Below are 19770 nucleotides of genomic sequence, written 5' to 3' on the forward strand. Positions count from 1 at the left end.
ATCGAATTCCATTCAACTGTTCAAACTAGCTCGTAATATTTTATTTATTTTTTGATGATGGCATGAGCATTCACTCATACTATCATTTCTAAATTCAAAATTCCTTTATTTAAAAGTCTTCATCTAAAGAAAACGCTTGTTTATTGTTATCAGCAGAGGTCAAAACACCACTTTTCTGATAATCACCAACACGTTTTTCGAAAAAGTTAGTTTTCCCCTGCAATGAAATCATTTCCATAAAATCGAATGGATTGGTTGCATTGTAGATTTTTTTGTAACCCAGTTCCTGTAACCATCTATCGGCTACAAATTCAATATACTGACTCATTAATTTTGCATTCATACCAATTAAAGCTACTGGTAAAGCTTCGGTAATAAATTCTTTTTCGATTTCTACCGCATCGCTGATAATGCCCTGAACTTGTTCTTCGCTTAATTTATTGCTTAACATGCTGTACAATAAACAAGCAAATTCGCAATGAGAGCCTTCATCTCTTGAGATTAACTCATTACTGAAGGTTAATCCTGGCATTAAGCCACGTTTCTTTAACCAAAAGATAGAGCAGAAACTTCCGCTAAAGAATATACCTTCTACCGCAGCAAAAGCTACTAAACGCTCAGCAAAAGTTCCATTATCAATCCATCGCAAAGCCCATTCTGCTTTTCTTTTTACAGCCGGAACTGTATCAATAGCATGGAACAAACGATCTTTTTCTTCCGGATCTTTAATATAAGTATCAATTAATAAAGCATAGGTTTCTGCATGAATGTTTTCCATCATAATCTGGAAACCGTAGAAACAACGAGCCTCTGGTAGCTGCACCTCACTCATGAAGTTTACCGCAAGGTTTTCATTTACAATACCATCACTAGCAGAAAAGAAGGCAAGAATATGAGAGATGAAATGTCTTTCGCCATCATTTAAATTATCCCAATGCTTTTGGTCGTCAGATAGATCGATTTCCTCTGCTGTCCAAAAACTGGCTTCGGTTTTCTTATACATTTCCCAAATTGCCGGATATTTAATTGGCAAAAGCACAAATCTGTCTTTATTTTCTTGTAATAGTAATTCCTGTTCCATAAGCTGATATTTTTAATCTTCAATTTGCACAGAGCCGACGAAACCACGCATCCATCAATTTAATATGATGATTGTAATGTTTTTATCAAAACGCTGTAGTGAAAGTGCTAACCCCATTGCCCTTCAAACAACTTAGTTTTTAGTTTGTTAAATTTCACATTCACACTAGAGAAATGTAGTTGTAAATTCCTAAAAATTAAGCTTTTATATTTGTTTTAAAGCGCAAGAAGTTAAAGAACTTTGTTATAACAAATATATATACGGGAGCCCTTTTTTGTGAATCAAAGTTGTTAACACTACCTCGATTTTAGTGGATAAATGCATAACCTAAATATCATTTTCAGGCGAAAAAAAAGCTAATCATTTCTTTTTAAGGGTTTAGGAAACAGAAACAAGTGTTAATAACTTAAATTTGAGGTGTATAATAACAACAAAATAGAGCTAAAAGAAGTATTACTCCAGGCTATAACTTAGCTTTACTCTGGCAATACCTTTACTGTAGATACCTATCTGTTTAGCAGCACTTTCTGATAAATCTATAGCCAATTTTTTGGAGAATGGCCCCCTATCATTTACTTTAACTTCGACTGATTTTCCATTATCGGGATTGGTTACCGTAATCATGGTACCGAATGGTAAAGTGCGATGTGCTGCTGTTAATTTTTTTGCTCTGTATTTGGCGCCGCTGGTGGTTCGGCGACCTTCGAATTTTCTGTGGTAGTATGTTGCCAGAACTGATTTTTTTACGCTATCTGGCTCATTTGATGCATCAGAATTTTGTGCTTTACCTTGTAAAAACAAGAAACAAAAACTTAATAACAGAACATACTTCATAGGCTAAAATTTATTTATCGAGCCTGCAAATATAAGCATTTAGTTTATAATCATAAATTGTGGAAAAGTTGGAGGTCTAAAGTCTAAAGTGCGATGACTAAAACCATCAAATTAGCCGTGTAAAATGAATCCGGTCTTTAAGGAAAGATTAAGTAAAATAAGTAGCTAACGTACAAAAAAGGCGTACAACTTTCGTCGTACACCTCTACCTAACCCGACTATATCCACCTTATTTTTTATCTGGCACGAAGTTCATAGAGATGGAATTTACACAATGACGAGTATCTTTATTGGTAAATCCCTCACCTAAAAATACGTGGCCTAAATGTGCGCCGCAATTTGCACAAACGATTTCTGTACGTGAGCCATCTGCATCAGGAATTTTTTTCACCGCACCTTTAATTTCATCATCAAAGGCTGGCCATCCGCAATGTGCATCGAATTTAGTTTCTGAACGATATAGCGCAGCATCGCAGCGCTTACAAGTATAAGTGCCTTTATCTGTTGTTAGTTCATACTTACCTGTACCAGGATATTCTGTACCTTTATTTACAATTACTCTTTCTTCTTCGGGGGTTAATGGATTCCAGTTCATTTTATTCTTTGGTGTTATTTTTTCTGTTCCTTGCGATTGTTTTGTTTCTTTCTTCTCTTGCTTCTGTGCACAAGCAGAAAGACTTGTAATTAAAACAACCGCAGAAATCAAAAATAGTTTATTTAACATCGTTTTCATATATCAATATACGCTATAGATTTGATTTTGGTTTATTGGCTTAAGGGTTTGTCATAGTGTTTACAAAGGGATGATAAATGAACTATTTTGATATGCAAACATTGAAGGTATGGAACATATTGACAAAGTTGTTTTGCTAAAATATCTTTTTGCCACGGAAGCACAGATTACACAGAATCTATTTTTTATAGAACAACACGTCTTATTTCCAAAGTTGGCTTGCTGAAATTTAAAATTAAACCCACCGTACAATCCGAGCATTTCAAATAATTAATCTTTTGAGCTAAATCCTCATTTGCAATTCCACTTTTAGCTTTTATTTCTAATATACCAGTATCAAAAATTATAAAATCAGCATAAAAACTGTGTGGCAACAGAATGTCTTTATAATAAACTGGGTAGCGTTTTTCTCTTTCATAACGATAGCCTCTGCTTTCTAACTCAATATAAAGTGCATCTTTATAAATAATTTCAAGAAAGCCACAACCTAAATCTTTGTGAACATCTATCGCAGCATTAATAATTAAATCAGTTTCAATTTTATAGGGGAAATTATCTTGTTTTATTTTATAATCCATATCGATAATTTTGAAACTAATTTAATCAAAATTCAAAAATTACTTCTCCTTTTCTTTTCCGTGATTTCTGTGCTTCCGCGGCAAATAATTTTCCAATACAACAAAAAAAAGCGCCTCGAATAATCGAAGCGCTTTCATTTATATAAATTTTAAAATCTTATTTTGCTAATTCTTCTGCCATTGCAGCACCAATTTCAGCAGGGCTTTCTACTACGCGAATACCACACTCACGCATGATTTTCATTTTTGCAGCAGCAGTATCATCAGCACCACCAACTATAGCACCAGCGTGGCCCATTCTACGTCCTGGAGGCGCGGTTTGACCGGCGATGAAACCTACAACAGGTTTAGTACCGTTTTCTTTAATCCAACGAGCAGCTTCAGCTTCCATTCCACCACCAATTTCACCAATCATGATGATACCGTGAGTGTCCGGATCGTTCATTAATAATTTAACTGCTTCAACAGTTGGTGTACCAATAATTGGGTCGCCACCAATACCAATAGCTGTTGTGATACCTAAGCCTGCTTTAACAACCTGATCTACTGCTTCATAAGTTAAAGTTCCTGATTTAGAAACCACACCTACATGACCTTTTTTAAAGATAAAACCTGGCATAATACCGATTTTAGCTTCATCAGCAGTAATTACACCCGGGCAGTTAGGGCCGATAAGCGTAACATCGCGGTCGGAAATATATTCTTTAACCTGAATCATATCCTTAGTTGGGATACCTTCCGTAATACAAACAATAACTTTAATACCACCTTCGGCAGCTTCCATAATCGCATCAGCAGCAAAAGCAGGCGGCACGAAAATGATAGATACATTTGCTCCCGTTTCTTCAACAGCAGCTGCAACAGTATTAAAAACAGGCTTATCTAAATGTAATTGCCCACCTTTGCCAGGCGTTACACCACCAACTACGTTTGTACCGTATGCAAGCATCTGCTCAGCATGGTAAGTTCCTTCGTTTCCGGTAAAACCCTGAACGATAACCTTAGAATCTTTATTTACTAAAACGCTCATGTATCAATATTTTTTGTGCAAAGCTAATATTATTGGCTGGAAAGTCAAACCTAAAATAGATTATTTAGCCCATTTTTTCAGGAAAATGTAAGGAATTGACCAATGGCTACTTCAGCCCTGCTTTGCACGACAATATTTTTAAGCACATCCTGTACTACTGATGAACGAAGTATCTGTTTCATAGGCTGCAAATGCTTTGTACTACCATTTACATTTTAGCAATACCATATTAAATCGTCCTTTCGACTGAAGCGTAGTGGAACGGAGAAATGACGGACATCATTTATATTGATTTTTATGAAATAAATTAGCCCTCTGGATGACAGCACGTTCAAAGTAGCCGTAATTAAAAAGTATTTTCGTTGCAATCAGCTTTATTTAATAAGGTTTTTGTGCATTTGGAAATAACTAGACAAAATATCTATTTACTTATCCATCAGAAAAACTAAAGCGAAAAGAAATAACATTAGAATCTTTCTTTATTACCATTACCACCATAAACTTTATTTCAATTAATTAAATTTGGGATAAACAGTTTAACCAAATAACAAATGGAACTAGAAGAGCACTACACCAAGAGAACCGGTTGGCTCAGAGCCACTGTACTTGGTGCGAACGACGGTATTATTTCTACAACAAGTTTGGTTATTGGCATAGCTGCTGCGAGCGATACGAGAAGTCCGATTATATTGGCTGCCTTGGCAGGTTTAGTTGCCGGAGCGCTATCGATGGCCGCCGGAGAATATGTTTCAGTAAGCTCGCAAGCAGATATTGAAACAGCAGATTTAGCGAGAGAAAAAATAGAACTCGAAACTATGCCGGAAGTGGAGTTAAAAGAACTTGCAAAAATATATGTAGCACAGGGTTTAGACCAGAATTTAGCCATGCAAGTCGCTATTCAACTTACGGCGAAAGATGCTTTAGAAGCGCATGCCCGAGACGAATTGGGTATAAATGAACATACTCAGCCGAAACCACTTCAGGCAGCAATGGCATCAGGTGCTTCGTTCATTAGCGGTGGCATACTTCCATTTTTAGTCGCTTTATTAGCGCCTATTAAATCAATGGTATTTTATCAATATGGTTTTGCGATTGTTTTTCTGGCTTTATCAGCCGCCATCGCAGCAAAAGCTGGTGGCTCTGATATGATGAAAGCAATAATTAGAATTTGTTTCTGGGGAACAGTTGCAATGGTAGTAACGGCTTTAGCAGGTTATATTTTCGACGCAAAAACAAGTTAACATTTTGTTGAGGGATTCTAAACAAAAAAGCCGCTGTCTCATAAATACGAAATGTCATCTTGCCTGTCGAAGGACTTATAAAAAACTTATTTTAAGCGTTTCGACAGGTTCAACGTGACAATATTCAAAGAGTAATTTGATTTATGAAACTGCCTCCTTCTTTTATTTATTTTAAACCTGAACGGCTTTATCTTCAATTTTAGCTTTTGGCTCTGTTTTCCAACCTTTTGCCCATTCGGCTTGTGCATCTTCATCATGAAAAGTCCAGGCTACAAAACGACTAACTTTTTGACCCTGACTCATTTGAACGGTTGTAACCTCGAAAGCCTTTGCTTTAATTAAAGCGCTGTAAATACTCTTTAGGTTTGCACTTTTAGAAACCAGCGAAGTAAACCATAAACACTGATTTGCAATTTGAGCACTCTGAATAATCATTTGCTCTACGAAGGCACGCTCGCCACCCGGGCACCAAAGTTCTGCTTTATTTCCACCGAAGTTTAAAACATGCTTTACTTCTTTTTCTGTTCCCCCTAAATTGCGCCATTTCTGCCGAGTTCCTTGTTCTGCTTCTTTTAAAGATGCATGAAAAGGCGGGTTGCAAATGGTAACGTCAAATTTTTCTTTAGCGCCAACAATGCCTCTAAAAATACCCATTTTTGACGGTTGCAAACGAATTTCTACTGCACCTTGCAAAGGCTTATTTGCATCGATAATACGTTTTGCCGACTCTACAGAAAGTGGATCAATTTCAGAACCAACAAAGTTCCATCCATATTCCTGATGACCAATAATGGGATAAATACAGTTTGCACCTACGCCAATATCCAACACTTTTATACTAGTTCCCTTTGGTAATTTCCCTTTATTGCTTGAACCTAATAAATCAGCTACGTAATGAATATAATCGGCTCTACCTGGTATCGGCGGACAAAGATAATCTTTTGGAATATCCCATTGAGGTATGTTATAAAAATGCTTTAATAATGCTTTGTTTAATGCTTTTACAGCATTTTGATCTGCAAAATCTATAGAATCATCGTCGTGATCGTTTTTAAAAACGAAACGTTTTAATTCTTTTGATGATGCTGTAAGTTGTTTAAAATTATAACGTGAACGATGTTTGTTGCGTGGGTGTAACTCACTTTTCTCTGAGCGAGTATTTTCTTTTTGAGCCAATGTGATCTGGATTAATTAAACAAGCTGTGTGCTTATTTCTAATGCAAAGGTACAGAAAAGAGTTGGGAGTAATTAACCACTTATATAGATGATAAACACAGTTAAGAAAATTCAATAAATTATCTGTCTTTAGTTTTATGTGTCTGGTGGCTATATCATAAATCAATTTATATTTAGATCTTGTCATGTTTAGCCGGTCGAAACCCTCTATAAAACAGTTTTAAAAATCCTTCGATAGGCATGACATTTCGCATTGATGATACAGCCTCTAGTAAGTTTATTGAATGCTGAAATGAATTCAGCATGACGACACTGGGAAACTAAACTTCTTCATTTTTATCAATCATAGCAGGCTGAATTGCTTTTAGATACATTTCCTGGTCGAATTGGTTTTCGCTTTTGGCAATAACAATTGTAGCTACTCCATTACCGATAACGTTTGTAATTGCCCGGGCTTCACTCATAAAACGGTCTACGCCAATTAAAATCGAAATATGTTCAATCGGCATTATTTTCAAAGCTGTTAAAGTAGAAACTAATACGATAAAGCCACTTCCGGTTACACCTGCTGCTCCTTTTGAGGTAACCATTAAAACGCCTAAAACAGTAATTTGCTGTACGAGAGATAAATCGACATTAAAAACCTGGCATAGAAAAATCACGGCCATTGCCAGGTAAATTGCGGTTCCATCTAAATTGAAGGAATAACCTGTCGGTATAACTAAACCGACAACAGATTTATCGCAGCCGATGGCTTCCATTTTCTGCATCATACTTGGCAAAGCCGATTCTGATGATGAAGTGCCAAGCACAATTAAAATCTCCTGACGGATAAATTTAAGATAAGCCCAAAGGCTAAAATTATAATACCTGCAAATTCCATTTAAAACAACAAAAATGAACAAAATACATGTCAGGTAAACAGAGCCCATCAGTTTTGCCATACCCACAATACTTTGCAAACCATGCGTACCGATACTAAAAGCCATTCCGCCGAAAGCACCAATTGGTGCTAAACGCATAATTACTTTCATGATTTTAAATAACACTTTCGAAATTTTATCAAAAGCATTTAAAACTGATGTGCCTTCGCCGCTCAACTTATTTAATCCATAGCCAAAAAGAATCGCGAAGAGTAAAATCTGTAATATATTTCCTTCAGCAAAAGCTGCAATAACATTGTGTGGGATAATATGGAGGAGAAACTCAGCCCAGTTCATGTCTTTTGCCTGTTCTGCATAACCAGCAATTTTAGTGGTATCGCCTGCTTTAGCAACCATGCCGGCGCCAGGTTTAAGAACATTTGCAACCACTAAACCAATTGCAATAGCAACCGTACTCACAATTTCAAAGTACAAAAGTGCTTTACCACCAACGCGTCCAACTTTTTTCATATCACCCATGTAGGCAATACCTAAAACAATGGTAAAGAATATAATAGGCGCAATTAACATACTTATGAGGTTTATAAAACCCTGACTAATTAGTTTCGCAGTTGGTGCAAAACCCGGAAAATATGTACCAATAAATATCCCCAAGATTATCGCTACAATAACCTGAAATGTTAAATTAGAAAATACTTGCTTTATAAATTTTACAGAAGTCATTTCATCAATTTAGAGCATGAAATATAGAACTATTTTTTCTGCTGGTAAAATTAATTATGGTAAGATATTGATTACATCTCCTGCTGTAAAAATTCCAAAATCGGCTTGGTTAAACTTCAGTAAACCTTTATTTGTTTTTTTTAAATCTTTAGGTTTCGCCAATCGAATTACCTGACTATCGCCTGCTACAGTTGCTTTATTACCATGAACGATAATGGCTGTACTTTCATCAATACCCACACAAATTAAATCAGGATGAGCAGCCAAGGCCGAAATTAATCTGTTGTAGCGGTTGCGTTTTAAAAAATGTTGATCAATTATTGTATTTTGAAGCAAGCCCATCCCCTCTTCAAATTCGATATTTTTATCCCAAAGTTTATTAAAGGTTTCTTTATAAACGGTATCTAAAAGTTGGTTTCCGGTAATCATATATTTGCTCATCACCGCAGCACCGGCACTTGTTCCTGCAATGGTTGAACCGTTTTTAAAAGCTTTATGAATGGCGGTGTATACAGGTGTATTCAAAACAGATTTCATAAAACGACTTTGGTCTCCACCTAATATGTAAATTAGCTTGGCTGAGGATAGCGAATCGATCCATTTTTTATCGTTAACATCATGTTTACTGAAATTGAAATTCTTGACTACATGATTATCGATTTTCTTTAATTGCGCCGAAATGCTTTTAAAACCTGAATCAGGAATTGTGCTCGCCATGGGTAGAACAATAATGTAATCATCTGATTTCAAATCAGCCGCTCGCAGCATTTCCTTCATTAAAGTATCCGATCGGTTTCCACCGCCTATAATGAATAAATTACCCTTATTTTGTGCATTTACTACAATGGAAAAAGCAATAAAAGAAGCAAAAGCAAAGAGTTTTTTCATTATTTGTAGATGCTAATCTCAATTTTACCATCGGCAGTAATTGTTCCTCGATACATACCTTCGGTATTAAAAGGCATGGTCATGTTTCCTTTTTTATCCAAAGCAATTAAGCCGCCATCACCACCCATTTTACCTACTTTATCCAATGCTATTTTTGAAGCTTCAGTAACAGATAAACCTTTATATTCCATTAAATCTGAAATGGTTTTTGCCACAACATTACGAATGTAAAACTCACCCCAGCCGGTACAGGAAATACCGGCAGTTTCATTGTTGCAGTACGTTCCAGCTCCAATAATCGGTGCATCTCCAACGCGGCCATATTTCTTATTCGTCATACCACCGGTAGAAGTTCCAGCAGCTAAATTCCCTGCCTTATCCAAAGCAACGCATCCAACCGTTCCGAATTTATAATCGTGATTTTTAATACCCAAAAGTTCTGATTTTTTACTTCCATGATCTAAAACGGCTTTGGTAGAATCTTCTTTTATTGCTTGTTGCAAACCATCCCAACGCTCTTTAGTCCAGAAATATTTTGGATTTACTATTTCCAACCCTGCATCCTTTGCAAACTGATCTGCCCCAGCTCCGACTAACATTACATGTTCCGATTTTTCCATTACTGCCCTCGCCGCCGAAATTGGATTTTTAACTGTGGTAACACCGGCAACGGAGCCAGCCATTAATGTTTTGCCATCCATAATTGCTGCATCGAGTTCATTACGGCCGTCATGTGTAAAAACAGCTCCTTTACCAGCATTAAAATGCGGATCGTTTTCCAAAATATGAATGGTCGCTTCAACGGCATCTAAACTACTTTTACCAGACTGAATTTTTGCATATCCTGCTTTTAAAGCTTCGGTTAGTGCTGCAATATAAGCGGCCTCCTTTTCGGGTGTCATACTTTTTTTCAGAATGGTTCCGGCACCGCCATGAATAACCATAACATATTTTTTTTGCTGTGCAGAAATATTTAAAGCAAGTATCGAAAACAGCAGGATTGCAAATAGTTTAATAGATTTCATCTTCGAATTGAATTTAAGAAGATGTTAAATTAAGAAAATCCTTCGTATTAAAAAGATTTATGCCTTAGCAATCCCTTCTGATGAGAATTGTAAATCGTATAACCTTTTGTAATAACCATTTAGCTTTAACAATTGTTGGTGCGTTCCCTTCTCTTTAATTTCGCCTTTATCCAAAACGATGATTTGATTGGCCTTTTGAATGGTTGATAACCGGTGCGCAATAACAATAGATGTTCGGCCTTGCATCAAATTATCGATGGCTTTTTGAATTAGTAATTCTGTTTCGGTATCAACCGATGAAGTGGCTTCATCTAAAACTAAAATTGCCGGATTGTGAACCAAGGCACGAATAAAGGAGATTAACTGCGCTTGGCCTGCAGAAAGCGTTGCCCCACGTTCCATTACATTATATTGGTAACCACCCGGCAAACGTTCGATAAAATCATGAGCACCAACTTTTTTGGCTGCATCTACAACTTCCTCAATTTTAATTTCAGGATTATTTAGCGTGATGTTATTTAAAATGGTATCCGAAAAAAGAAAAACATCCTGAAGAACAGTAGCAATGTGGCTACGAAGATAATCCAGTTGAAAATCATGAATATCGATTCCATCAACTGTGATTTCACCTTTTTGAACCTCATAAAAACGATTCAAAATATTTATTGTCGATGATTTGCCTGCCCCTGTTGCACCAACCAAAGCGACAGTTTCCCCAGCCTTAACTTCGAATGATAAGTCTTTTAGCACATAATTTTCATCATTATATGCAAACCAAACGTTTTTGAATTCAATGTTTCCGTCAAGCTTACCTGGTGCAATCGTTCCAAAGTCTGGTGTTTTTTCATCGGTATCTAAAACCTTAAATACACGTTCGGCACCAACCATACCCATTTGTAATGTATTAAATTTATCTGCCAGCTGGCGAATTGGCGTGTAAACCATCCCCAAATACATTATAAATTGAGTGATGGTTCCTGGCGTAACATTAACAGGATTGGAAAGGATACTGTTTGCACCAAACCAGATTAACAAGCCTAAAGACATTGCAGAAATTAATTCGACAACGGGAAAAAATATAGAATAATACCAGTTAGAACGGATGTTAGCATCGCGATAGCGTTTATTTATCGCATAAAACTTTTTGTACTCCTGGCGTTCTCTGGCAAAATATTGTACAATTGAAACACCGGTAATATGTTCCTGCAAAAAGGTATTCAGATTAGAAACTTCATTACGAATTTCCTGGAAAGCGATTTTAATGGCTTTTTGAAATTTACGGGTAGCCAAAATTAACAAAGGAACCGGCAGAAGTACAACCAAACTTAATTTCCAGTCGGTGTAAAGCATTACGCCAATGATTACGATGACTTGCAACGTATCGCCAATCATTGAGATTAAACCTTCAGAAAAGATATCGGCAATGGTTTCCAAATCAGAAACTGTTCTGGTAATCAACTGGCCAATTGGTGTTCTATCGAAAAACTTTAACCTAAGTTTGGTAATGTGATTAAAAACATTTATTCGCAAATCACGTATAACCGATTGACCTAACGTATTGGTTAAAAGGGTATGATTATATTGAATTAGGGTTTGGAGCAGCAACATGAAAACCATCAGAATGGTCATATTTACCAAACCAGAATATTTTCCTGTAAGGATGTAATTATCTAAAGTGTATTTGATTAAAAAAGGACGAACTGGAGAAATTGCTGCAAGCAAAATCGTTAAAATAACCGACCAAACAAAAACAGCACGATAAGGCTTTACGTATTGAAAAATACGTTTCAGTAATCCTGTGTTATATACTTCGCCTGTTACTGCCATATTTTTTTTTAATTTTGAATGATTGAGTTTTGAATGAAATAATGTTGCTATTCAATAATTCAATCATTTTGCTTTCAAATCAATAAATTTAAATTTTGAATTATTGATCGTTGCCATTTTCTCCTTCAATCATTCTCTCATTCAATCCTTCAATTATTCTCTCCTTCAATCATTCTCTCCTTCAATCATTCTCTCATTAAACATATAGATATTCTACTTTTACTAAAAATAAGCCGCAGGCGGGTACCGATTGACCTGCATTGCTTCTATTCTTACTATCAATTATATTTTTAAAATCTTCAATATCAATTTCTTTTTTGCCTACCCGAACCAAAGTACCAACAACAGCCCGAACCATATTTCTTAGAAAACGGTCGGCTTCAATAGTGAAAATCAAGCCATCGGTTAATTCTTCAAAATCTGCTTTTACAATTTTACAATTATTGGTAAAAGTTTGTGTATTTGATTTACTGAAACAAGAAAAATCGATATAATTTAATAATTCTTTTGCCGCCTGGTTCATTAAACCGATGTCCAATTTATCTTTAACCAACCAAGAACGATTTAGTTTAAAAGGATCTTTTTCGAAATGAATGTAATATTTATAAGCCCTTGTAGTAGCATCAAACCTGGCATGGGCTTCATCCGCGACAGGGATAATTCTTTTGGCTGCAATTTGATAAGGCAACATGGCATTTATACCTGCAACTGCAGCCAAAACCTTTTCTTCTGTAATATTTTCTACATCGAAATGTGCGTAAAATTCTGTTGCGTGTACGCCGGAATCAGTTCTACCACAGCCTAAAGTTGCAATGGGCTGTCTGAAAAAAGTTGACATGGCTTTATCCAATAATTCCTGAATGGTTACAGCATTAGGTTGAATTTGCCAGCCATGGTATAAGCTGCCATCGTAAGCGATTTGTATGAAATACCTTTTTTTACTCAAAGCGACGCAAAAATACTTTTTTCCTTTTATTTAGAGCCTGTTTAAATTTATATTGTGAAATGTTTATCACTTATTTTTTGAGCGAGACAATACAAATGTTCCAGAGATAGCGAGCCTATCTCGAAATATTTAACGATGTTGTAGCCAAAAAAAAGCATAAACAAATTATTTAGCTAAATTTTAAACAGGGTCTTAAAGGAGCACGCTACATTTATTCACAAGCGCCCCAAATTATGGTTTAGCGATGTTATTTTCGTCAAACTGCCATTTATTATTGTAAAAACCAGCTAGCTTAATGCCTGCACTTCCTTCTTTGGCCAACTCAGATGAGAATATCATAAAATCAGGGAAACCGCTTCCTCCGGCAAAGTACTGATTAGCATAAGCAGCTTTCATTCCGGTTGTTCCGGTACTGGCCACTACGCCTATCAATAGTTTATTATCCTGCTGTGGCCAAATGTAATATGCGGCTAAATCATCACCTTTCCAACTGTGCTGCTTTACTGTTATTTGCGAATTGCTTACCTGTATAGGACAATTTTTAAGCAATTTTTTCCAGGAAGAATTATTTTCAGCATTTCCATATAAAATAATATTACGTCCCTGGTATTTTTGTTCTGAATATTCTTTATCGGTAATGATATCAACGGCACCATTACCCCGATAATACCAGCTTTCGGAATCGTATTTGGCTTTGTTTAAATTAGCCTGATTTGCATCGGCAGTACCATTTGTTCCCACCACAAAAACCATTTTATGATTAAATGCTTCTTTAAAAGTGCCAGATCTTATTGGGTTTTTATCTCTTTTGTCAATTTTCGTGATGATTTTCCATGACTCATTATTTTTCGCTAAAAAAACAGTATCATTAAGGGTTCGGGTAGTATAATTAATAGATGTTAAGCTATCTAAAGTTATTTTAAGCGGTATTTTTGCATCAAAATCTGTTAAAGCCAATTTTAAAACGGCCACATTTTCAGTTTTACCAACAATAGTCGATAGCTTTTTATCCCGCTTTAGCACAATGCGGCTATATTGTAAAGGTTGTGCCTGCTGGTATATGGTAGCCCAACGATAAGTGGCTGAAATACCAGGGCTGGAAGTCATAAAATCGATGCGGTTTACAGTAGAATCGGCCGGAATGAAATGCCACTTAAAGAAACTAAAAATAGGCGGCCAGTCTACACTCTGATCGCCGAACCAGTGCTCGCCGCCCGGATATTCGTAATAACTAAAATCAGCGTGAAAACCAGAAAGTAATTTTTTCATTTGCCGGGCATAAGTAACTGGTACCACCTTATCGGCATCGCCATGCAATATGTATACGCCTAAAGGGGTATAATTGGTAGCCAATTTCGGGACATCGCTTTGGTTACCAGCACGTAACAACAACTTTTCTATGATATTCTTACTGCTATCTGGAATTTTTCCATCGGCAGAACCGTAATCTTTAAGCGAAGCGTAACCTGCAGCAGGAGCAATAGCCGCCCATTTGTCGGGATATGTGGCACCTAAAAACCAGGTACCGTGCCCACCCATTGAATGACCGGTAAGGTAAATCTGTTTATCATCTGGCTTAAATTGATTTTTTGCCAGCGCTAATACTTCTAAAGCATCCTGCCTACCCCAATCTTCCCAATTAAAGCCACGTGGCCTGCGGTTGGTAGCCGCGACTACGGTTCCCCAATCTTTAGATTTATAGGCTTTTGCCTGACCGATAGCTTCTACACCCGCACCGTGCACCGATAAAAATAATGCTGAATTGGGTTTCCAACCGTTAAGTTGTGGGGTAACCGCGAAATACTGTAAACTACCATCAATTTTGCTTATAAATGTTTGCTTATGGGTAGATGAACTTTCTAAAGCTTCAATTACAATCGTTTTTTCATCCAAACTCGTTTTACCCTGCGATAATTGTAATTCAAGGTTGTAATTACCCGGTTTGTTTATGGCGCTTGCATCTAATTCAAAAATCACTTTTCGCATGCTTAGTTTCCCAATACGCGAAATGGCGACCTCCTGCTGTTTGCCATTTAAAATGGTTTTAAGGCGCAAACTACTACAATCTTGTAAAGAGGAATTGCTTATCGTTATTGCCCCTTTTAGTATGCCATTGACCTGGTTAAGCACAATGCTTGGCAAGGTAATATCATCGGTATGGATGAGCAATTTTTTGGCGTTTATAAAGATCATCGGCAATATGCTGGCACCACGCACAAAAAGTTCATTTAAGCCTTTTTTTAAATGAACAGGAATATTCATAAAACCCGAGCCATAAGGATCACCCATATGTGGAATACCATTAAAAAACAGACTATTGCCACCAATTACATTTAAAATAGCTGTTTGTTCTTTAGGAGAAGTGTAGTTAACATAGATATAATCGGAACCCCTGTCTACACCTCCAGGGTTTAAAAAAGGATTATTTGTACCCTGAACACACCTTCTCGAAAATGCACTAAAACGGCCCGTAGTATCTGCCTTAATTGTCCTCCAAATTATTTTTTCTCCAGTCTTATTTACAGCAAACTCACCATTTTCTTTGGGTAACTGCAATTTCCCATTGGCCATTTGCCAGGCAAGCAAATCGGTATAAGTTGCTTCCCGACCGTAACGACTGCCGCTGGCTACGGTTAATGCCTTTTCAAATTTAAGGGTATCTTGTGCGAAGGTATTTGTTGTAACAAGGAGGAAAACTAAAAAAAGTAAGTTTTTTAACATAAATCGTTTTATTAAGTCTAGCCGGTTAAAATTCGATCATTATTTTCAATAGTACTTTAGATACTATTTCACGAAAGAGAAAGTAATTAATCTGTTGTGTTTGTGGCGGACAATCAAATGTATTAAAACTTAGAGGTTTTAGCAAAATCTGTAGTAAACAAAAAAAATGTTCTTTAATGGTTGAAATAGAATCCCTATTATTGTTTATTATTTTGAATTATCATGATACAAAGAGTACAATCTATCTGGCTGTTTTTAGCGGCAATCGTTTTGGTTTTGATGTTATTTTTACCGGTTTTAACCAAAGAGAATAGTACCGTAGAAACTTCGATACATACTATTGGTTTATATCAAGATGTAGTTGGCAAACCTGGTCCGGGTTTATTGAAAGAGCAATTTACACCTTTATTAATAACAAATATCGTAGTAGCACTTCTTTGTTTTGTAAACATTTTTAACTTTAAAAAAAGAGCCTTACAAAAGCGCATTGCTATATTTTCCATTATAGCAATTGGTGCGTTTGCTTTCTGGTGCAGTATTTTTGCTCAAAAACTTCCTGGTGGAATTGATGGCGCACATTTTGATTTTGGAGCATATTTACCAGCGGTTTCGATCTTATTCTGTGTATTAGCAATTTTCGGCATTAACAAAGACGAAAAATTAATCCGCTCTGCTGAAAGATTGCGTTAATTTTTTAATTCAACAGAAAATTACCTCCATCTATGTGGATTAAAATAAATCATGCGGTTAACTATATTTGTTCCGTGGTTTTACTTTGCGGAACCTTATCATGTAACAAAAGCATCCACGCTTTTGGAAAAACCAAAATCACTAAAAGCTCTGACTCGATCTATCTTAAACGCAGAATAGCCGAAATAAAAGGCTTTGATACTGATGTTTTCACAAAAGGCATATTTAAAGGCACTACCGATACGCCAATTGTATATCGCTTATTAAAACCGAATAATTCCAAAAACAAACTTCCACTGGTTATTGTATTTCATGGCTCAAACGCGGTTGGGAACGACAATAGCAGCCAGCTGGGCATTTTGGCAAAACTGTTTGCAATAGATGAAATACAGGCCAAGTACCCCGCCTTTATTTTAGCACCGCAATTCCCTTCACGCTCTTCGAATTATGTTTTGGATCCAAGCAGAAATGTATTGACTTCAGTACCACAACCCTGTTTAACTACCACTTTACAGCTGATCGACAGCTTAAAAAGCGCTTTAAATATTGATGAAAAAAGGATTTACCTCATCGGCTTTTCAATGGGTGCTTCCTCGGTGATTAATGCCTTATCGTTAAAACCAGATGTATTCGCGGCCGGAATCAGTATTTCGGGCATACCGCAATTCGACAAAGTAAATGTATTGGCGAACATCCCTATATGGCTAATACATGGCAATAAAGACACCGAAAACCCTTTCAATAGCGACAAACAGTTTTTTGAAGAAGTAAGCCACAACAACAAAATCAGGTTCTGGGAATTGGACAATCTAGCCCATAACGATATTTTCTCTATCGCAATTATAACAGATGAACTGTCCAAATGGCTATTTAAACACAAACTTAAATAGTTGTTTTTACCCCGCCAACTAAACCCGGTTGGAGTGAAAATCCTTTTTAAAAGCTGAAAGGTTTAAAAAGATTGAAACGGAAAACGGACTGCTGAAACCTAAGCCCCACTTCAACTGCTTTCCAAGTAAAAAACACACATCTCTATCGCAATCATGACCCCAATTTAAGCAAAACCTATCGCCCATTTCCATCATATACTTTACATTTTCCTTTATCACCTTATTTTCAAATAATTAGCTTAAAAAACTATTTACCTAACCATCAATAAAATACGGATTATTAACCTTACCTTTGCGGCTTAAATAAATAAAAGACGAATGACAAACCCATTTCAATTATTGGGGATAAGTGATGACGTCGTTAATGCCGTAAAGGACCTTGGATTTGAAACTCCAACGCCTATTCAGGAGCAAAGTATTCCTGTACTGTTAGAAGGCACTAATGATTTTGTTGGTTTGGCCCAAACAGGAACAGGAAAAACAGCCGCATTTGGTTTGCCGCTGTTAGAACTAATCGATTTTAAAGTTAATAAACCACAGGCATTAATTTTATGTCCTACACGTGAGTTATGCTTACAAATCACTAACGACCTTAAAAACTTTTCTAAAAACGTTGCTAATGCCCACGTTGTTGCCGTTTACGGTGGCGCGAACATTATGCAACAACTACGTGAAATACGCCAAGGCGTACAAATCGTAGTGGCCACGCCCGGCCGTATGTTGGATATCATTGGCCGTAAAGCCATTGATTTCTCTTCTGTTAAATATGTTGTGCTTGATGAAGCTGACGAAATGTTAAATATGGGTTTCCAGGATGACATTAACGACATTTTATCGACTACTCCTGATGACAAAAAAACCTGGTTATTCTCGGCCACAATGCCTGCAGAAGTTCGCCGTATAGCTAAAAACTATATGGATAACCCTGTAGAATTAACTATGGGTACAAAGAACACTGGTAACGTAAACATCGAACACGAATATTATATTGTTCGTGCCCGTGATAAATACGCGGCTTTAAAACGTATTGTAGATTTTAACCCTGAAATTTTTGCAGTAGTATTTTGTAAAACCAAATTGGATACACAAGATGTTGCCGAGCATTTAATTAAAGATGGTTATAATGCAGATGCTTTACACGGCGATTTATCGCAACAACAACGTGATAAAGTAATGCAACGTTTCCGTGAGCGTAATATGCAATTGTTAATTGCTACAGATGTTGCTGCTCGTGGCATCGATGTTAGTGGTGTTACTCACGTTATCAACTACTCATTACCCGATGAAATTGAAAGTTATACCCACCGTTCTGGTCGTACTGGTCGGGCTGGTAAAACAGGTATTTCAATTTGTATCATCAACTCTAAAGAAGTCGGAAAAATCCGTCAGTTGGAACGTATTATTGGTAAACAATTTACCAAAGCAGAATTACCTACAGGATTTGATGTTTGCGAAAAACAATTGTTCTCATTAGTACATAAAGTACATAATGTAGAAGTTAATGTAGAGCAAATTGATCAATACATTCCTCGTATAATGGATGAATTTAAAGATTTATCTAAAGAGGATGTAATTAAACGTTTTGCATCATTAGAATTTAACCGTTTCTTAGATTATTATTCTAAAGCACCTGATTTAAATGCAGCTGTTGGCGATGACCGTGGAGAAAGAGGTGAACGTAGCGATAGAGCAGGGCGTGGACGTGGTAGCGAAGGCTACACTCGTTTATTTATCAACTTAGGTTCGGTAGATGAGTTTACCCGTGGCGATATGTTGTCTTTTATCTGTAACAATGGTAAAATAGCTGGCAAAAGCGTTGGAAAAATTGATTTAAAAGGTGTTTTCTCTTTCTTTGAAGTTGAAGACGCAGTTGCTGATACGGTATTTGAAGGATTTAAATCTGTTGAATTTAAAGGTCGCCAGGTTCGCATTGAAAAGAGCGGAGATGGTGGTCGTGGTGAAGGCGCAGGCGAAAGACGCGGTGGCGGTGAAAGACGTAGCGGTGGATTTGGCGGAGAACGCAGAAGCGGCGGTGGCGGTGGTTACCGTGGCGGTAGCGGCGGCGGAGACAGAAGAAGTTCTGGCGGTAGCGGACGCAGAGAAGGCGGAAGTCGTGAAGGCGGAAATAGCGGTGGCGGTTTTAGAGATTTCTCTGGCCGTAGTCGTGAAGATAAAGGTGGAAACACTGGTGGTAGCCCACGTAGAGAAGGTGGAAGTCGTGAAGGCGGAAACCGTGAAGGTGGCGACCGTAAAAAGAAATGGTAAATCACTAAACCAAATATTTTACAGCCGGTTTCGTTTATTCGAAGCCGGCTTTTTTGTTTGAAATTTTTAAGGTAATATAATTACCAGTTTTAAATCAAAGGCAAAATAATTTTAAACCACAAATAGATACTGATACAAATCTAAATAACGAGCACATGCAAATTCCGTTATTTCTATGCTTTCTTGGCAAAAAATTATTTAACAATTGTAAAATAGTCATTCGCCTTTATGATTATCC

Annotated in this window: 17 protein-coding genes; 4 read left to right on the plus strand and 13 right to left on the minus strand. The window is 36.8% G+C overall.

All coding sequences use genetic code 11. The annotated features are described in order from the left end of the window. Nucleotides 1–109: 109 nt before the first annotated feature. The 5 genes from IEV50_RS14130 to sucD form a co-directional block, all read right to left on the minus strand. On the minus strand, nucleotides 110–1081 hold the full coding sequence (locus IEV50_RS14130; protein WP_188415449.1) for a ribonucleoside-diphosphate reductase small subunit: 972 nt from the start codon (nucleotides 1079–1081) through the stop codon (nucleotides 110–112). Between the two features lie 453 nt (nucleotides 1082–1534). After that, nucleotides 1535–1915, minus strand: coding sequence for a septal ring lytic transglycosylase RlpA family protein (locus IEV50_RS14135; RefSeq protein WP_188415451.1), 381 nt, complete (start codon nucleotides 1913–1915; stop codon nucleotides 1535–1537). A 229-nt stretch (nucleotides 1916–2144) separates the two neighbouring features. Next, a complete protein-coding gene (locus IEV50_RS14140; protein ID WP_188415453.1) occupies nucleotides 2145–2648 on the minus strand; it encodes a methionine-R-sulfoxide reductase in 504 nt (167 codons plus the stop codon). 185 nt (nucleotides 2649–2833) lie between these two features. Further along, nucleotides 2834–3226, minus strand: coding sequence for a GxxExxY protein (locus tag IEV50_RS14145; RefSeq protein WP_188415456.1), 393 nt, complete (start codon nucleotides 3224–3226; stop codon nucleotides 2834–2836). Between the two features lie 157 nt (nucleotides 3227–3383). Continuing rightward, complete coding sequence (gene sucD / locus IEV50_RS14150) at nucleotides 3384–4256, minus strand: succinate--CoA ligase subunit alpha (RefSeq protein WP_188415458.1); 873 nt, start codon at nucleotides 4254–4256, stop codon at nucleotides 3384–3386. Between the two features lie 551 nt (nucleotides 4257–4807). Between sucD and IEV50_RS14155 the strand changes: the two genes are divergently transcribed. After that, entirely contained in the window at nucleotides 4808–5497 is a 690-nt protein-coding gene (locus IEV50_RS14155) for a VIT1/CCC1 transporter family protein (RefSeq protein WP_188415460.1), read from the plus strand. Nucleotides 5498–5668: 171 nt separating this feature from the next. On the opposite strand, the gene rlmF is transcribed toward IEV50_RS14155, so the two are convergent. The 7 genes from rlmF to IEV50_RS14190 form a co-directional block, all read right to left on the minus strand. Continuing rightward, nucleotides 5669–6673: a 23S rRNA (adenine(1618)-N(6))-methyltransferase RlmF gene (rlmF, locus tag IEV50_RS14160; RefSeq protein WP_188415462.1), complete on the minus strand. Its 1005-nt coding sequence runs from the start codon at nucleotides 6671–6673 to the stop codon at nucleotides 5669–5671. A gap of 320 nt (nucleotides 6674–6993) precedes the next feature. After that, entirely contained in the window at nucleotides 6994–8280 is a 1287-nt protein-coding gene (gene dctA / locus IEV50_RS14165; RefSeq protein WP_188415464.1) for a C4-dicarboxylate transporter DctA, read from the minus strand. Nucleotides 8281–8334: 54 nt separating this feature from the next. Continuing rightward, entirely contained in the window at nucleotides 8335–9168 is an 834-nt protein-coding gene (locus tag IEV50_RS14170; protein WP_188415466.1) for a cyanophycinase, read from the minus strand. Further along, entirely contained in the window at nucleotides 9168–10193 is a 1026-nt protein-coding gene (locus tag IEV50_RS14175; RefSeq protein ID WP_188415469.1) for an isoaspartyl peptidase/L-asparaginase family protein, read from the minus strand. Before IEV50_RS14175 ends, IEV50_RS14170 begins: the two co-directional genes overlap by 1 nt. A gap of 57 nt (nucleotides 10194–10250) precedes the next feature. Continuing rightward, complete coding sequence (locus tag IEV50_RS14180) at nucleotides 10251–12020, minus strand: ABC transporter ATP-binding protein (protein ID WP_188415471.1); 1770 nt, start codon at nucleotides 12018–12020, stop codon at nucleotides 10251–10253. A gap of 196 nt (nucleotides 12021–12216) precedes the next feature. Further along, entirely contained in the window at nucleotides 12217–12966 is a 750-nt protein-coding gene (truA, locus tag IEV50_RS14185; protein WP_188415473.1) for a tRNA pseudouridine(38-40) synthase TruA, read from the minus strand. Between the two features lie 231 nt (nucleotides 12967–13197). Further along, nucleotides 13198–15687, minus strand: coding sequence for a prolyl oligopeptidase family serine peptidase (locus tag IEV50_RS14190; RefSeq protein ID WP_188415475.1), 2490 nt, complete (start codon nucleotides 15685–15687; stop codon nucleotides 13198–13200). Nucleotides 15688–15909: 222 nt separating this feature from the next. Here IEV50_RS14190 and IEV50_RS14195 point away from each other — a divergent pair, with 222 nt between their 5' ends. Further along, complete coding sequence (locus tag IEV50_RS14195) at nucleotides 15910–16377, plus strand: DUF4293 domain-containing protein (RefSeq protein ID WP_188415477.1); 468 nt, start codon at nucleotides 15910–15912, stop codon at nucleotides 16375–16377. 32 nt (nucleotides 16378–16409) lie between these two features. After that, on the plus strand, nucleotides 16410–17267 hold the full coding sequence (locus IEV50_RS14200; protein ID WP_188415479.1) for a carboxylesterase family protein: 858 nt from the start codon (nucleotides 16410–16412) through the stop codon (nucleotides 17265–17267). Nucleotides 17268–17285: 18 nt separating this feature from the next. Here the strand turns inward: IEV50_RS14200 and IEV50_RS14205 are convergent, their stop codons facing one another. Next, nucleotides 17286–17486 carry a hypothetical protein gene (locus IEV50_RS14205; RefSeq protein WP_188415481.1) on the minus strand — a complete coding sequence of 67 codons (201 nt, stop codon included), beginning with the start codon at nucleotides 17484–17486 and terminating at the stop codon, nucleotides 17286–17288. Nucleotides 17487–17585: 99 nt separating this feature from the next. On the opposite strand from IEV50_RS14205, the gene IEV50_RS14210 reads away from it, so the two are divergent. Continuing rightward, a complete protein-coding gene (locus tag IEV50_RS14210) occupies nucleotides 17586–19532 on the plus strand; it encodes a DEAD/DEAH box helicase (RefSeq protein ID WP_188415488.1) in 1947 nt (648 codons plus the stop codon). Nucleotides 19533–19770 lie beyond the last annotated feature (238 nt).

Origin of the sequence: Pedobacter mendelii (genome assembly GCF_014635725.1) — a bacterium.
GTDB lineage: Bacteria > Bacteroidota > Bacteroidia > Sphingobacteriales > Sphingobacteriaceae > Pedobacter > Pedobacter mendelii.

What these genes read in the sequence shown, in the direction of transcription:
- IEV50_RS14135 (WP_188415451.1), bottom strand. Translation starts at nt 1,915, where the DNA reads ATGAAGTATGTTCTGTTATTAAGTTTTTGTTTCTTGTTTTTACAAGGT.
- IEV50_RS14155 (WP_188415460.1), top strand. Translation starts at nt 4,808, where the DNA reads ATGGAACTAGAAGAGCACTACACCAAGAGAACCGGTTGGCTCAGAGCC.
- IEV50_RS14170 (WP_188415466.1), bottom strand. Translation starts at nt 9,168, where the DNA reads ATGAAAAAACTCTTTGCTTTTGCTTCTTTTATTGCTTTTTCCATTGTA.
- sucD (WP_188415458.1), bottom strand. Translation starts at nt 4,256, where the DNA reads ATGAGCGTTTTAGTAAATAAAGATTCTAAGGTTATCGTTCAGGGTTTT.
- IEV50_RS14145 (WP_188415456.1), bottom strand. Translation starts at nt 3,226, where the DNA reads ATGGATTATAAAATAAAACAAGATAATTTCCCCTATAAAATTGAAACT.
- IEV50_RS14140 (WP_188415453.1), bottom strand. Translation starts at nt 2,648, where the DNA reads ATGAAAACGATGTTAAATAAACTATTTTTGATTTCTGCGGTTGTTTTA.
- IEV50_RS14195 (WP_188415477.1), top strand. Translation starts at nt 15,910, where the DNA reads ATGATACAAAGAGTACAATCTATCTGGCTGTTTTTAGCGGCAATCGTT.
- IEV50_RS14130 (WP_188415449.1), bottom strand. Translation starts at nt 1,081, where the DNA reads ATGGAACAGGAATTACTATTACAAGAAAATAAAGACAGATTTGTGCTT.
- dctA (WP_188415464.1), bottom strand. Translation starts at nt 8,280, where the DNA reads ATGACTTCTGTAAAATTTATAAAGCAAGTATTTTCTAATTTAACATTT.
- IEV50_RS14210 (WP_188415488.1), top strand. Translation starts at nt 17,586, where the DNA reads ATGACAAACCCATTTCAATTATTGGGGATAAGTGATGACGTCGTTAAT.
- IEV50_RS14200 (WP_188415479.1), top strand. Translation starts at nt 16,410, where the DNA reads ATGTGGATTAAAATAAATCATGCGGTTAACTATATTTGTTCCGTGGTT.
- IEV50_RS14175 (WP_188415469.1), bottom strand. Translation starts at nt 10,193, where the DNA reads ATGAAATCTATTAAACTATTTGCAATCCTGCTGTTTTCGATACTTGCT.
- IEV50_RS14180 (WP_188415471.1), bottom strand. Translation starts at nt 12,020, where the DNA reads ATGGCAGTAACAGGCGAAGTATATAACACAGGATTACTGAAACGTATT.
- IEV50_RS14190 (WP_188415475.1), bottom strand. Translation starts at nt 15,687, where the DNA reads ATGTTAAAAAACTTACTTTTTTTAGTTTTCCTCCTTGTTACAACAAAT.